The sequence below is a fragment of the Photobacterium sp. SKA34 genome, from assembly GCF_000153325.1.
Lineage (GTDB): Bacteria > Pseudomonadota > Gammaproteobacteria > Enterobacterales > Vibrionaceae > Photobacterium.
In genome coordinates this window covers 22,749-37,707 of sequence record NZ_CH724142.1, presented here as the reverse complement: position 1 = coordinate 37,707, position 14,959 = coordinate 22,749, and the positions used below count along the sequence as shown (strand labels likewise).

Here is a 14,959-nt window from a genome sequence, read left to right as displayed (position 1 = left end):
TTTATCCTTCTAAATGCAAGGCCATGTACAACGGGTTATCTATTTGCTCATCCATTTCTGGTAACATTCGAGTTGAACTGTTATCGGTCTCATGTCGAAATTTTGCAAGGTTAAGTCCAATTCTAAGCATTCGGGGTTCAAACAAACTTAATAGTTCAAATCTATTTTTAAGCTCGGGGTGAGCATTCATATAATCAATTAATTCATGCCCTAATATTTGATAAAATTGATGCTCACTTACGCCAAGCTCTGCAGCAATTGGCGAGATAAATCTTAAGACTGTTACAAAATGCCCTGTTTGCAAATCATGAATAATTAATGACTCTGAAAGTCGAACTGTTGCTTTTTTTACAGACTCAGGTAAATCCGCCTGCTCTGGTATGTCTTTATCTATTAGACGCATATCGCCCTGAAAATCCTTCAATAATATGCGTTGTGGTATCATATCTTTAATAACAAGAGTTATATTTTGTCCGTGTGCAATCAGTGATACGCCATATTTCACTAGTAAATGATAAAGCGGAACGACGACTACTTTAAATAATAAACGTAGCCACTCATCTGCATTTAATCCCGACCTCTCAATATAATTTTCGAGTAATGGTTTCCCATTGCCATCTCGCTCCATTAAAGCCGCTATTAATAATGCCTGTTCACCACAACATAATTTAGTAGATGCAGCTTCACGCCAGATCACTCCACATAATTCATGATAACGGTAAGGCGCTTTTTTTAAATGCTTATACTTATTTTGACTAATGAAAGCACTGGCGGGCTCTCTTAAAATCTCAGCTCCACTTTGCTTTAAAAAAGGATCATCTTCAAATACATCACGAAGCCAATTAGATGCATCTGGACCAGCAAGAATGTAACGCTCAGGAATCCCTCTGTAGCAGGATGTATTCATGATTGTTAAAGGAAGTTTAATATCATATCCACCAACGTTGCTCATGTTGGTTAACGTTCGCAACGACAGTTGAGGTAAATACTTATGGCCTGCAATCCCTAAGTACACGACTTTTTCCAAAGCAATCTCGGAAGAAAATAAAATAGATAACTTTTGATCCCACTGCCAAGGATGTACAGGGACAAGATAATAGTCTTTAACTAATAAGTTTTTCTTCCCTAATTCAGCCTTTAATCCAGCATGAGAATTTTCATCCATTGCGGAATCAATCAACACTTGCCAATTTATGTCTGTTGAAACAGCTACATTTATTAACTCATGATGAACAGCTAACCATCCAAGTTGGAACGTATTAGCAGCTTCAGGTGAATACTTTTGAAGATCTCCAATTCCCCATCCTCTACGTCCTTTATTAAAAACAAATTTTGGATGCCCACTTAAGAAACGTTGCTGCTTTTCACAAGATAGATTTGTAATATCTTCAGCTTTCAGAGAATCTTTTAAATAAATAATTTCACAATCAGCAGATAATGTTGCATAAAGATCCTCAAGGTGTTCTGCTATTCCTTCATCTAACATGTCAAGATCAATTCGGGCATCAATAATAAATTGGTCTGCGGCAATATCATATGTACTATCTACATCGTTATTTCTGGTAACGGTTTCTTCTTTTATATTTACTTGGCCCCAAATATTTCTAGTGCCATAAAAATCATAACGAACCCCACTTTGAAGTTGTAGATAATAATGGTTTCTTTTTCCTACAGTGGATTGAATTAAAAAAGCCTACTCATAATCAAATTCACTGATCATTTTGGCAACTAATTCTCTATTTGCTCTAGACCAGAAACGCTTTATCGCTTTTTGGTTCATTACCATTGCTCCTTATAGAAGCTCTCTCTATTAAGCATTAATAGAGCAGAACGTTTATGGGGAAAGTCAAACTCAAATAGTTTTTTATAACCAACTTGAGAAATTCGATTAAATAAACGGTGATTGTCGTTTCGAGGTTCTAAAACAATTCTCTTTGTTCGGCAGTCATCAAGAAATATGTAGTGGCTAATTGCACGCATCCAACTATCAAAAAACATTGCGCCACGAAATTTTTCTTCTCCTACTAAAAGGTGAATACCTCTGTCAAAAGGATGAACACCATAGTATTTACCTAATCGATCCTCACTTACCCAATAAAGCTCGATATAACCAAAGGCATTATCATCAAATTCAGCAACGAGTGGAAGTATATGAGGATCTCTAAGCTGTTTATTTATATATTCAGCTTGTTTTTCTTCCGGCCACGCTTGTTCCCAAAAATTTGCAACACGAGGATTATTCATCCATTTGGTAAATAGCTTAGTGTCGACTTGAGGATCAATCACTCTGAAGGAAACTAATTTTCCTAATCTATAATCCCATCGACTATAAATTGTTCCTTTCGGCTTATTAGGCCTAACAGGATGATATTTTACCGCTGAATTACTTTGTTCCATTTGGAACGGAAAGCGATCCGATGGCAGGTGACGAATACCTGTAATTGGTAATTGATAAAATACCTGACGATATAGAGTATTTTCATTAAACAATCTACACTCAGGAAGAATATCAACTATTTTAGGCCAACTATCCTTACTAAATTTAATACTTTCTATATTCGGATAACTTGAAAATAACTTATCAAACTCACTAATTAATGTATTTGCATCTAGTTGAGAAGTAGGCGGATTTTCAATTAATAAAGAAGACTCTTTTGGTGTATTATTTTTGATTTCAATCCAATTAAACATGAGATTAGACAAGACTTAACTCCTCATTATTTCCATTATTAAAAATCTTATCTTTTTCTTTAAATAAGGGATTAGGAAGATCAAAATAAATTACCGAAGGTTCAGGAATTGAATTCTCATTTAAATTTTGCAAATAACAAAAGAAATTACCTTTACAGCATAATGTTGGACTATCAAGTACATAATTTAAACAACTTCTATCATTGACTCCGTCAGCTCTTAATGATTTAAGGCTATTTCTTAATATATTTATTAAACTTTCTTCTAAAATATTACAACGAGATGCCAATGCTGAAATAACATTATACGTAGAGTTTATTATTAGATAATAAGGAAAATAACGTTTAACCTTACTCTCATCCCAATAGTTTTCACGATCGAAAGCATCATCAATTAAATACTCTGGATACAATTTATACGCTATATCCGTATACCCTGTGCCTTGGCAATCTCTAAAGTACATCCCCACAGGTAAACCATCTTCAAGCTTCATAACAATATTTTGTTGGTGCGCAAGAAAGACAATGCCATGATTAGCCTGCATATCAAAAAGTGGCACTACTGCGTGTTGGCAATATTGTTCAAACCATTTCAGAGCAGCCTCAGATAGCGAAATTGATTTACGCTTCGCAAGATAAGATACGCGCGAAGCTAATAAACTATTTTTACCCGTTGGGTGTTGTTGACATAAGGTGGCAAGAACAACAGCTTCTTGTTCAGGTGTATCTTTGATAACGTTATCTCTTAGGGAAACTAAAGACTCTTCAATTACTTTTCCATCTATTCCTATAATTCCTAGAAAAGCTGGCTCCTGCATAATAGTGAAGCCGGTATATTTATTTGTTTTCGCCTGAAATTCATCCGCTTCAACAATGGTCTTCAGACGAAGACCCCTTCGAACTTCTTTTTCAGACATAGTTCTTATTGAGTTAGTCAATTTAACACTCAATGAAAACTTCAGCATCAGCGGAAGACCCGGACTATAAAGACTTCGAGTTGAAGATGTAGGAAGCCAATTAGTGCCATGGTCACCTAAATCAATCAATTGATTGTTCTTGATATATTCCTTTATATCGGCACGCTTCAATAGCACTTTACTCTGCCATGGATGAACAGGGAATAGACAAAAACCCTCTGGTATTTTTCCAAGTAAGGCTTTGCGTAGTTTATTATCAACAGCCAAGACTTTTCCTAAAAGAGCTGTTGCGCTGTCCTTTCCAGCACTGTCCTTAAGGACTAATTGTCTTGAAACAGCAAACCACCGGAGTGGAAAGCAACTCTGAAATTCAGGAGTAAATAGGCTTGCATCTTCCTCGCTAAATTGTTCGCGACTCTTTGGTGCAGGATGAACAGAGTGCCCAGCCAAGAGGCCCTGTTCCGCATTTTCGAATTTTAGCGCCCCATCAAATAAAGAGTTGAAAGAAGATATCCTTGATATAGCAGCATGTGTATTTGCATGGCTTTCCATCACTCTCTCAATAAATTTCAGTTTATTGCTATTTGTTTGGTCACCTACGAGCTTCTTATTATTTATGATTATCTCTACAACTTGGCGAAAACTAATTTCCACTCTTTCTTGACCAGAGATTAGGAAAGCAGGCCACCTGTACTCACTAATACCTAAAGATGAAAAATAGTGTACAGGGACAAGAATATATTTATCTTGCTCTAAAGGAATGTGTAAATGACAACTACCTTCGGGTTGAGTAACGTAATAAAGAGATGAAGACTCTCTCTGTAAGGAATTTAAAAAACAGGCTGACGCAATATCATTAAATGTTTTAAGCATTTCGTAATTCCAAACCACCTTAAAAACCAATGATGTAAAAGATAATGATTATCATTTACGTTTTCAATTGTGATTTATTGGTTTATTCATCATCTATTGAGATATCGGTCACAAAAAAACAAAATATGCATTAAATTGCACCCAAAAATAACACTTATTTTTATAGGGAGAATGTTTTCCCTTCGGACTAAAAAACCTAAAAGGTATATGTAAATAAAATTAATTCATTTTTGTGTTGTTAAATTCCCTATTAAAATAAAAAACATCAAATGATAGTGATTATCATTTGCATTTTATGTGATTTATAACTTACTCTGGGCCGATAACTTTAATATTAATTGGTTTATGATGTATCTACATAAATATCAAAAAAGTTCATCAAAGTTACCTCTACTTTTTATTGCTGTCATACCTACTTTGATGGGAATTGGGCAAAATGGATTACTGGTATCTCTTCCACTATTAGTTGATAAAACGGGAATTAACCTTTCAACTTGGTCGATAATTATCTCGATAGGAAGTATTTTATTTCTCCCCTCCGCGCCTTTTTGGGGACGTTATAGTGATATTAATGGTCCTAAGTCAGTTGTTATCCAATCTTTAGCAGGTTTTACAGCATGCTTTTTCATACTCAGTGTTTTTTCTTTTTTAGGAAGTAAAACTAACCTTAATTCTATTTGGATAATAAGTTGCCTCTGTTTAGGACGAGTTATTTATGGTTTAACTGTGTCAGGAATGGTGCCAGCGACACAACATTGGGCAATATTAATATTGGGAGAAGATAAAAGGCTTGAAGCCATCACTACAGTTAGTGCAGGCCTAAGTACTGGGCGTTTACTAGGTCCTATTGTGGCTATTGCTGCATTGAAAGTAAGTGCTATTGCTCCGTTAATCCTCTTAACTTTACTACCTATAGTTATGTTATTTATCACAAGTACACTGCCTTCTCCTCCTTATCAAAAAAAGAAAAAACAGAATGAGACAATATTGTCAGTAAGTCACTCGAAGCGATATCTGCCTTACCTTACCACAGCACTAAGTGCTAGCGCTGCACTCGCATTGCTCTATTACGTTCTTTCTCCCGCTTTATCTGAAATAACTAATTTAAAAGCAGAACGTATTTCTGATTTAGTCGGATATATTCTTACACTTGCAGCTGCGATCTCTCTGCTGGCGCAACTATTTATAGTTAAATCTAAAAAGCTTAATATTGCACAAATGTATCAATTAGGCGCTTTTTCAATCTTTCTCGGATATACGATATTTCTATCCTCATCATGGATCTTATTTTTTATCGCCATGATCTTTGTTGCTTTCGGCAATGCCTTACTTGTACCAGCCTATACAAGTAAAGCGTCAGAAATATCACAAGGCCAGCATGGCATAAGTTCTGGTTATATTACAATGGCTCACACATGCGGTTACGGTATTGCAGCTTTACTTGCAGTAACAAGTGAGTTTGGCGCTAAGTATCCTTTAATTTTGTGTGTACTCTCTGGTGGAATATGTTGTATTTTTGCAGCTAAATACGCAGGAAAAATAAAGAAAGATAAAGATGTGGATATATATTAATAATTTGGTGAAGATATTCTATCTTTGGGGGGTATTTAAAACCTCGATATAAATACGGCAGTTTAAAACTGCCGCAAGTAATTACAATTAGTAGCGTAATGAGTAATTTAAGCTAAAGGTTCTTCCTCGCCCTTTATAATCAAACATAGATGCAGGGTTTGTATTATAAAGGAATGTGGCACGTTGCCCCCATATCGTTGTGTACTCTTCATTTAAAAGATTCTGAATACCAAACCCTAACGTTCCTTTTGGTAGATCAACGGATCCAACTAAGTCAAATAGTGTGTATCCATCAATACTCTGTCCTTGGTCATCCGATAAATTAAATAATGTCTGACTCTGTAATTTCACTGAATAAGAGTCCTCATACCAGCCAAGCCAAGCACCTGCTTTAGATGCGCTCGCATCAGCGGCACTCATCTTTTCCCACTTTCCAGATTCTGTATTTTTCTGTTCAGATTTAACTAAATTACCCGAAACCCCAGCTTGCCAGTTCTGGCTTAGCCAATACGATACATCTGCTTCCAAACCATAAACTCGTTTAGGATCATTGATAAGATCAATTGTGAAATCTGAATTAATTTTTGTTCTCTTATTCGAATATGAGTAATAGGCAGCACCTTGCCAAGTAAAATCTCCTAGTTCTTGTCGCATACCAATCTCATAACTATCAGTTTTGATACCCGCTTGAGTTGAATTATTGATATCAGGTGCGCTATCTAACGTCCAATGATCACCAATTAAAGTATAATCTCCTCTACCATAATTCTTGGCAGGATCTGCAAGATCATATCCTTGTGAGAAGTTTGCCCATACTTGACTTTTATCAGTTAACTTGTAAATCGTGCCTATATTAAATAACCCTAATCCATAGTTATTTTCGCCACCAGGCAGCATATCGGCAGAAGTACCGTTACCCATTGCAATCTCTTTTTGAATGCTTGCCTTTACAAAATCATTAATTTTATTGTTAACATACTGATAGCGATATCCAGCTTCCAACTTCCATGCATCCGTAATGTCATAACTACCCTGTATAAAAGCAGCAAGTCCTTGAACTTCGGTCCCAGGATAACGACCAATAAGGTCAGATGTTTTATTTACTAAGCCACCAGTTTCGAAGCTTGTGCTTTGATCAAAGATAGCCTGATCACTTTTTAATTTATCTATATATCCTTCGAAGCCATATGTTAATTTCGCTTTTTCAAATGATTTGATCATAGCAGCTCGCATGCTTACAACATCTGTTGTCTGTTCTGAAGCCGCTAAATAATCTCCATAAAAATAAGGTGTAGAAGTTAATACTTCTTTTCGGTAAGAACCTTGAAGTAATAATTCGTGTCCCAATATATCAGCGTCGTGATACTGAGCATTAAACATATAACGTTCAGTACCCATATTACGATCAGAGTCGAACCCCTCTCTTACTTCTGGATCTGATGCATCTTCAAAGTCTTTACCAAAATATAAACCGTAAGGACTGTCTTGCTGACTATTATAATACTGTGCTAAGAAGGTAATTGTTTTGTCATCATCAGGCATGATGGTCGTTGTTGCCTGCAAGTCAACCATATCATTAAATTGAAGTGAACCCTGAGTTGTGTCTGGCGTTACTATGGTTCCTTTCGCATCATAAAAACCATTATTTTTACCGTACACAACCGATACTCGACCAAACATATTGTCGGTTCCGCCACTTATTGACTGAGCTAACTTATAGTCGTAATCATCACTAGCATTAAAACCAGAAGATGTACTGACATAACTTTCAAATCGAGTCTTACCACTTTCGCCTTTCTTGGTGATGATATTGATAACTCCACCCGTTGCACCTGCACCATAAACAGACGTAGCCCCCGAGAGGATTTCAACCTTATCAATATTAAAAGGATCAATAGAATCGAGTTGGCGACTAATAGAGCGAGAAGAATTAAGAGAAACACCATCAATCATTACGAGCATCTTACGACCACGTAAGTTTTGTCCATAGCTCGTACGACCTCCACTACCGATATCCAGAGCTGGTACTTTCGATGATAGTATAGCCGAAAGATCTTTCCCTCCTTTATACTCTTCCTCAATATCCATTCCATTTACAACCCATACCGATCCGGGTATATCATTGATACTCTTAGGCGAACTTCCTGTAACAACAACAGTATCCATTGTTTGTATATCTTTTGAATTGATATTTTTAGCGGCAACTGGTAATGCTGAAACTGCAACAAATACCGCTATTGGGGTCATTATGAATTTACTACTACTTTTCAACTTACTTCTCCCTGATTACTTTCTGACTTATTAAGTTTCTTATTTCATATTTTTAATAGATTTATGAATAAGTAATTGCTTTTGTTCATGGTAAGAACGTCTGTTACAAGTGCCACATAGAGAGGACTCGTTGCCGGGTAAAGTATATTTAAGGCAACAACTGCGGCGGCGAGGAGTACAGAAAGAGCGTTCTGATTGAGATATTTCCAGCCACTCAATAGCATCTTGTAATTCAATACATAGATAAGAAAAGAAAAAGCGAGCATCCTCTGCAAGGTCACTTCCTCTTTCACTCTTTAACGAAATTTGACTCCAAGGAGAAGCAACAGCCAAAGCAGCATTCCCCCAAAAAATACGTGGTGGTAAGTTAAAAACTTGCTTAAAAGTAGAACAAAGTGAAATAAGCAAACTATTTAACCAATCATGAAAATCTCTACCCTGTTTTTGATAAGGAGAGTCTATCCAGCCCCACTCTTTATCATTCAAATCTACAATTAAAAAGTCGAGGCATTGCTGTGGCTTTATTCCTGATAGGTTAAATACAGCTACAACCAAAGATATAATTTTATTCAGCCATTGCTTTTGAAGTAGAGATGCTGCAACTTTTAATGTTGGAGCCCTAACTTCTTTCTTAATATCTATCGCCAAATCAAGTAGAAACTTTTCATCTTTTATAAAATGAGAGAGAGGAACAATGTTATTTGAAGTTTGTTCTTTCCATTGCCAATCAATATTTATAGAGAGTAATAAAGAATCGAGATTTATATTTTCTGAATTATTAGGGATAAAATCACGCAATTGAGAAAACATTTTAAATCCACCTCTTTTTTACCACATATTAAATGCGGGTTAATATTTATAAGATTGTCATATTTCTCTCTGGTTGAAGAAAGAATATGAGCAATATTGCACCAGCATTCGATAATGATAATTATTACCATCTGCTAGTGCAATAGTTTTCGTTTTTATATAGCTAAATAAATTCTTTATGATTTAAATTAATAATTAGCTATTATCATTACTCTTTAGAAAAAAACGAAATATATCCTTAACCTTAAAGCTGCTATTTTCTTATTAAATAAATAAAATAAGCTCCACCAATAACTGAGGCTAATAACCCCGCAGGAAACTGCCAAGGAAACCAAATATTGCGGCCAGCCCAATCAGCAAGCATCATGATATTTCCGCCAACAATCGAAGCGACAATTAATTGTCTTCTAGACTGATATTGCCCTAAAGATCGTGCCATGTGAGGAGCAAGTAACCCAATAAAGCTCAAAGGTCCCATAACAATGGTTGCGACCGCTGTAAGTATTGCAGCTAAAAGAAAAAGTACTTTCCTAGCATTTTTAAGAGGAACTCCAACGGAGCAAGCTGATATATCACCAAGTGCTATGATATCTAGCCAACGATGACATAAGATTAGGAGGATGCTAACGGCTCCAGTAACAGAAAATATAAGATAAAAGTCAGATAATGATGCCAGATAAGTCGAACCAGACATCCAATTTAGTAGCCCTTTTACATTATCCTGTCCGGAAGCCATGGCAATTCTGATTATGGCATCGAGACCAGCACTTAAACCGATACCTGTAAGTAATACCTTCGCCGGTGAAAACCCCTCCTTTCTGGTGGTTAACCCAATCACGCTAATTACTAGTAATGCCCCTATTGCACACACTAAAAGCTGACTCGTTCTTGAGATGTGGAAGCCCAATAATGTTACCAAAACTAAAGCTAAAGCAGATCCAGCACTAACCCCCAACACTTCAGGGCTTGCCATCCCATTACGTGTAATACGTTGGATAATAGTACCTGCTAAGGCAAGTGCAACACCAACAAAAAAAGCCACTAAAGCTCTAGGTAATCGAAGATCATATACAACATTTGAAAACGTAAATAGCCACCCTAGAGCACTTTTACCTATGGTAAGAGAGCCAATGAAGACAATAGTACCAACACATGCCAGTACAATAACTACATTTTTAAATTGATAACTTACATACGTTTTCTCTTCTTGCTCTTCAGCACGAAAACTGGATGGAAAAGTATTGCGGTGAATTATCCAAATAAGAAATGGGGAACCGATTAAAGCCGTTACAGCACCTGTGGGTAGTAAGTTTCCCTCGAGATTCGAAAAAATCATCGAGCACAAATCGGCAAACAGCAGTATTGCTGCACCTAAGAAAGTACTTAAGACTAATCTGGTAAACAGCTTACGAGCACCAAGCATTTTAGCCAACACTGGCGCGACTAAACCGACAAAACCTATAATACCAACTTGACTAACGATTGAAGATGTAATGAAAACAGATAAAGATAATGCCAATACTCTTAAAACAATAACACGAACACCAATCGCTGATGCAATCGACTCTCCTAACTGTAAAATTGAAAGTGGTCTTATTAAAAGAAATAAAGCTATCCAAGGAAAACCGATGAGTAAAGTTACTAATTGGACTTTGCTCCAATCTGTTTGATCTAAAGCACCAGCTCCCCAAATAAAGACACTCGTTAGTTGGTTTTCGTTCACTAACAGCAACATCATATTAAGTGAACCAATAAACAAACTTACAACCATACCGGAAAGAACGAGCTGGAAAGGAGAAAAGCCTTTTCGAGCACTAAGTAAAAAAACTAATCCTGTTGCAAATAAACCGCCGATGAAAGCAAAAACAAAGTTAAACTGTTGTAACTGTGAAGGAATAAATAAAGTTCCAATTAACACACCCAATTCGGAACCAGCAGCAACACCAAGTGTCATCGGAGAGGCTAATGGATTGCGAAGAACATATTGCATCATTGAACCAGCAGCTGCGAGCCCTGCCCCACATACTAAAGCAATACTTAAGCGAGGAAGAAAACTATAGTGCACAATAAGCTGTCTGTAATCTTCATTATTCGGTGAAAAGATTGCAGAAATCCATTCACTAAAAGACAAAGAGTAAGGTGCATTATAAGACACAAGAAAAGTAGTTATTATTACGCCAACTATAAGTCCAATATTGCTAGTCTTAATTTTCACTTTATTATTAATTGCTTTACTAGTCATAATATTTTATTTGATAAATAACTGAGTTAATTTATTACTAAAGTTTTGAGCGGATTCTAATCCTCCAAATGTCCACATTGTTTTTAGTTCATGACATCTATTTTCACGTTTAAATGCCAACGCATTCCATATTGGTGTATTAAAGACTAAATCTTTTTTTGATTTACTCATCGGACCTAAATAAACCAAAAAGGATTTTTGTAACGGGGCAAGTTTTTCTAAACTGATTGAAGAAAAGCCCCACTGGTTCGTTGAGCTTTGCCAAGCATTATTTAAGTGCATTTCTTTAAGAACATTTCCTAATAGAGAGTTTTCCCCATGCACCCTAAGATGTGATTCGTCAAGGAAGCGAACAATTAATATTTCCTTATTAAATCCGATTCCTTTTAATCGCTTTCCGTTTTTTGTAAATACTTTTTCTGTTTTATTAACTAGATTTTGAGCTTCTTTTTCTTTCTTTAATACCCGCCCTAATTTAAGGGATATTTTATTCAATTTTAAGATCGGACTTTTATCATTATTATAAGCGGTAAAAACCATCGTTGGTGCAATAACTTGTAACTTTGGTAATACTGGCGCTAATTGATCACTCATTAAAATTAAGTCTGGTTTTATCTCACTGAGCAATTCCAAATTTGGCTCCCTACGTGAACCAAGATTAATAACACTATCTGGTAATTTAGGAACCTGTAACCACTTTCTATATCCGTCGGAATCTGCGACAGCATATGGAATAACACCTAAAGAAAGGAGTGTCTCAGCCATAACCCAATCCAATGCGACCACTTTTTTAGGTGTTTTATTAAATTCAACTTTTCCCATTTCATGATTAAATATTTCAGCAAAGCAATTTGAGCTCAATAAAAGTAAAATAGAAATAATAACTCGCAAAATACTCACCTTAATTTACGAATATAAAAACATAAAATAAATATTCTTTTAGCATTCAACGAAATGTTTCATAGAACAAAACTTATTGGCTGACCTGATAAAGGGTGCTCAAACAAACCAAGTTTGACACCATATACACTCTCGAGAACTGACGTTTCCATCATTTCTGTTGAAGAACCTTTAAAAAGAAGCTTTCCAGAATGCAATGCAATAAGAGTATCACTAAACCTGGATGCCATATTGATATCATGCAACACGGTCACAACAGTTAAACCGAGTTCGCAATTTAGTTGACGAATAAGTTTCAATAGCTCGAATTGGTGGGCAACATCTAATGCAGAAGTCGGCTCATCTAGAACAATACACTCACTTTGTTGGGCCAATAACATTGCAACCCAAGCTCTTTGCCTCTCACCACCAGACAAAGTGCTAACAAAGCGGTTTTTCATATTATCTAATCCAACCTTGAGAATAGCTTCATTCACAAAATGATGGTCCTCAGCCGTATAACGTCCCATGACACCTTTCCATGGGTAACGACCAAACTCCACTAACTCTTTAACAGTGATACCTTCCGTAACAGGTGGATGTTGAGGCAAATAAGCGACACTTTGAGCAAATTCTTTAGGTGTAGTTTGCTCTATCGGTTTTGATTGTAAATAAACTGTACCATTTGTCGGTCTATTTTGTTTGCTGAGTAATTTAACGAGTGTCGATTTACCACAACCATTGTGACCTAGAAAAGTAGTAAATTTCCCTTTTTCTATTTCCAAAGAAAGAGGATGAAGTATTATTTTGTCTTTAATACAGAAAGATACATTGTCTAAGCTAAACATCATAATAAGCAAAAAACACACAAATAAAGAGTTAATGTAGCATATCATGACAGAACAAGGTTTAAACGCAAATGATAATCAATATCATGGTCATTTATATTACATTGTGTGATGTTGAGCCAATTTAGTGTTTGAGTTAGAGACTATTTTAAGTGGTGAATCTTTCAAAATAAGTTTTACATACATAATTCTAAACGCCCCCCTTTATCAACAAATTTTCTCATCGCTGATTTCTTACTTTATTTCTGTTATCTCGCCACCAACAAAATTGATGTAGTGAAAGCATAAAACCTCAAGTTTGGTTGAAGTAAAACAAATAATAAAAATAGACTAACAGATCAATTAATCGCATTAACATTATCTTACACAAACCCTCAGCATCCCTTTAGCGAATAATGTATTGTCCTCTAAATAATTTGGAGGAAGAATGAAATTAAAATTTGCACCTGTTTTATTTGGCTTATTTGCCAGTATGTCTGTCCAAGCCTCAGAACCACAAGCATTTATTGGTGTCGGTATTAATGATGGTGTCAGTAGTATCAACAATCGTTGGGATTTTAATCCAAGTGTAAGGATCGGCGCTAATATTAACGATAACCACCGGCTCTATGGCTACCTTGAGATAAAAAAAGAACTCTACAACTTTGTAGCGTCTTATGACTACTTAGTACCCTTTACGAAGAGTGGAGATTGGCGAGGATTTATTGGTGCGAGTACGGGAGTCCAAATTGCAGAATCGAGCAAAGATGATCTTATTTTAGGCGCACAGACAGGGATTAATTATCGAATCAATAAGAACTTTAATACTGAATTTGGTTACAGAGTTCATGATACAAGAAGAGTTTGGAAAACACGTAATATGTCTCAACTTGATACTTTTTATATTTCTCTAGACTTTGCCGTTTAATCTAAAAAGAATTTTCATATCATAACCCATTTTATTTAAACCTTTTTATTCATGACAGTATTATTGAAAATAAAAAGCCGCTCCTAAGAGCGGCTTTTTAATATATATTTTTAAGAATTAAATCTTATTCAGCCAGTATTTTACGTGCAGCTTCTACCACGATCTTAATTGATTTTGCTTCGGTTTCTTTTAGTGTTGCGTGATCTGGTGTCTCTTTTTGTGTACGGTTAATAATAACACCCGCTACACAACCCGCACGTAAACCGGAGCTTGCACACATAGTTAATAGCGTTGCTGATTCCATTTCAAAGTTAAGCACGCCCATTTCTTGCCACTCTTTCATTGAGCCTTGGAAACGACGAACTACGCGACCCGAGAACGTGTCGTAACGCTCTTGACCTGGGTAGAACGTATCACTTGATGCTGTTACACCTGTGTGTACTACTGCATGCTCATCATCACATGCTTGTTTCATTGCAGTTGCAACACCGAAGTCAGCAACAGCTGGGAACTCCATTGGTGCGAAGTGCAAACTTGCACCATCTAAACGCACTGAGCCTGTCGTTACGATCATGTCGCCTGGGTTAATGTTAGGCTGAATTGCACCTGTTGTTCCCACTCGTAGGAAGGTTGTTACACCTAGTTGTGCTAATTCTTCAACAGCAATAGAGGTTGATGGACCGCCGATACCCGTTGAACACACAACCACTGATTTACCGTCTAATTTAGCGCGAAATACAGTATACTCACGAGAGCTAGCTAAAAACTCAGGGTTATCCATTAAGTTTGCAATTTTCTCAACACGTGCTGGATCACCGGGAATAATCGCTAATTCTGCACCATTAAGATCAGCTTTATTAACACCTAAGTGGAAGACTTTATTATCAGACATAATGTTACCCTTTAATTTAAACAGCTCTGTTGTAGGTTCAGAGTGATTCTTATGAGTT

10 protein-coding genes and 1 pseudogene are annotated in these 14,959 nt (G+C 36.2%); 2 read left to right on the top strand and 9 right to left on the bottom strand.

From position 1 onward, the window contains the following. Position 1: 1 nt before the first annotated feature. The 3 genes and pseudogenes from SKA34_RS09145 to SKA34_RS09135 form a co-directional block, all read right to left on the bottom strand. Positions 2–1,780: pseudogene (locus tag SKA34_RS09145) on the bottom strand (IucA/IucC family siderophore biosynthesis protein). Then, positions 1,780–2,703: a GNAT family N-acetyltransferase gene (locus SKA34_RS09140; protein ID WP_006645232.1), complete on the bottom strand. Its 924-nt coding sequence runs from the start codon at positions 2,701–2,703 to the stop codon at positions 1,780–1,782. Before SKA34_RS09140 ends, SKA34_RS09145 begins: the two are co-directional and overlap by 1 nt. After that, on the bottom strand, positions 2,696–4,480 hold the full coding sequence (locus SKA34_RS09135; protein ID WP_006645231.1) for an IucA/IucC family siderophore biosynthesis protein: 1,785 nt from the start codon (positions 4,478–4,480) through the stop codon (positions 2,696–2,698). Before SKA34_RS09135 ends, SKA34_RS09140 begins: the two co-directional genes overlap by 8 nt. Positions 4,481–4,777: 297 nt before the next feature. Here SKA34_RS09135 and SKA34_RS09130 point away from each other — a divergent pair, with 297 nt between their 5' ends. Next, positions 4,778–6,052 carry an MFS transporter gene (locus SKA34_RS09130; protein ID WP_006645230.1) on the top strand — a complete coding sequence of 425 codons (1,275 nt, stop codon included), beginning with the start codon at positions 4,778–4,780 and terminating at the stop codon, positions 6,050–6,052. 87 nt (positions 6,053–6,139) lie between these two features. On the opposite strand, the gene SKA34_RS09125 is transcribed toward SKA34_RS09130, so the two are convergent. From SKA34_RS09125 to SKA34_RS09105, 5 genes are all read right to left on the bottom strand, one after another. Next, a complete protein-coding gene (locus SKA34_RS09125) occupies positions 6,140–8,299 on the bottom strand; it encodes a TonB-dependent receptor (protein WP_006645229.1) in 2,160 nt (719 codons plus the stop codon). Positions 8,300–8,362: 63 nt separating this feature from the next. Then, positions 8,363–9,133, bottom strand: coding sequence for a (2Fe-2S)-binding protein (locus SKA34_RS09120; RefSeq protein ID WP_006645228.1), 771 nt, complete (start codon positions 9,131–9,133; stop codon positions 8,363–8,365). Positions 9,134–9,386: 253 nt separating this feature from the next. Beyond that, positions 9,387–11,375, bottom strand: coding sequence for a Fe(3+)-hydroxamate ABC transporter permease FhuB (gene fhuB, locus SKA34_RS09115; RefSeq protein ID WP_006645227.1), 1,989 nt, complete (start codon positions 11,373–11,375; stop codon positions 9,387–9,389). A 6-nt stretch (positions 11,376–11,381) separates the two neighbouring features. Beyond that, entirely contained in the window at positions 11,382–12,275 is an 894-nt protein-coding gene (locus tag SKA34_RS09110) for an ABC transporter substrate-binding protein (protein ID WP_369750678.1), read from the bottom strand. Positions 12,276–12,334: 59 nt separating this feature from the next. Continuing rightward, on the bottom strand, positions 12,335–13,102 hold the full coding sequence (locus SKA34_RS09105) for an ABC transporter ATP-binding protein (protein ID WP_039860181.1): 768 nt from the start codon (positions 13,100–13,102) through the stop codon (positions 12,335–12,337). A gap of 427 nt (positions 13,103–13,529) precedes the next feature. Between SKA34_RS09105 and SKA34_RS09100 the strand changes: the two genes are divergently transcribed. Next, positions 13,530–14,009, top strand: a complete 480-nt coding sequence (locus tag SKA34_RS09100) for a hypothetical protein (RefSeq protein WP_006645224.1) — start codon at positions 13,530–13,532, stop codon at positions 14,007–14,009. 124 nt (positions 14,010–14,133) lie between these two features. On the opposite strand, the gene udp is transcribed toward SKA34_RS09100, so the two are convergent. Then, the gene (gene udp / locus SKA34_RS09095) at positions 14,134–14,901 is read right to left on the bottom strand and encodes a uridine phosphorylase (RefSeq protein ID WP_006645223.1); all 768 of its coding nucleotides are present in this window, start codon (positions 14,899–14,901) and stop codon (positions 14,134–14,136) included. Positions 14,902–14,959 lie beyond the last annotated feature (58 nt).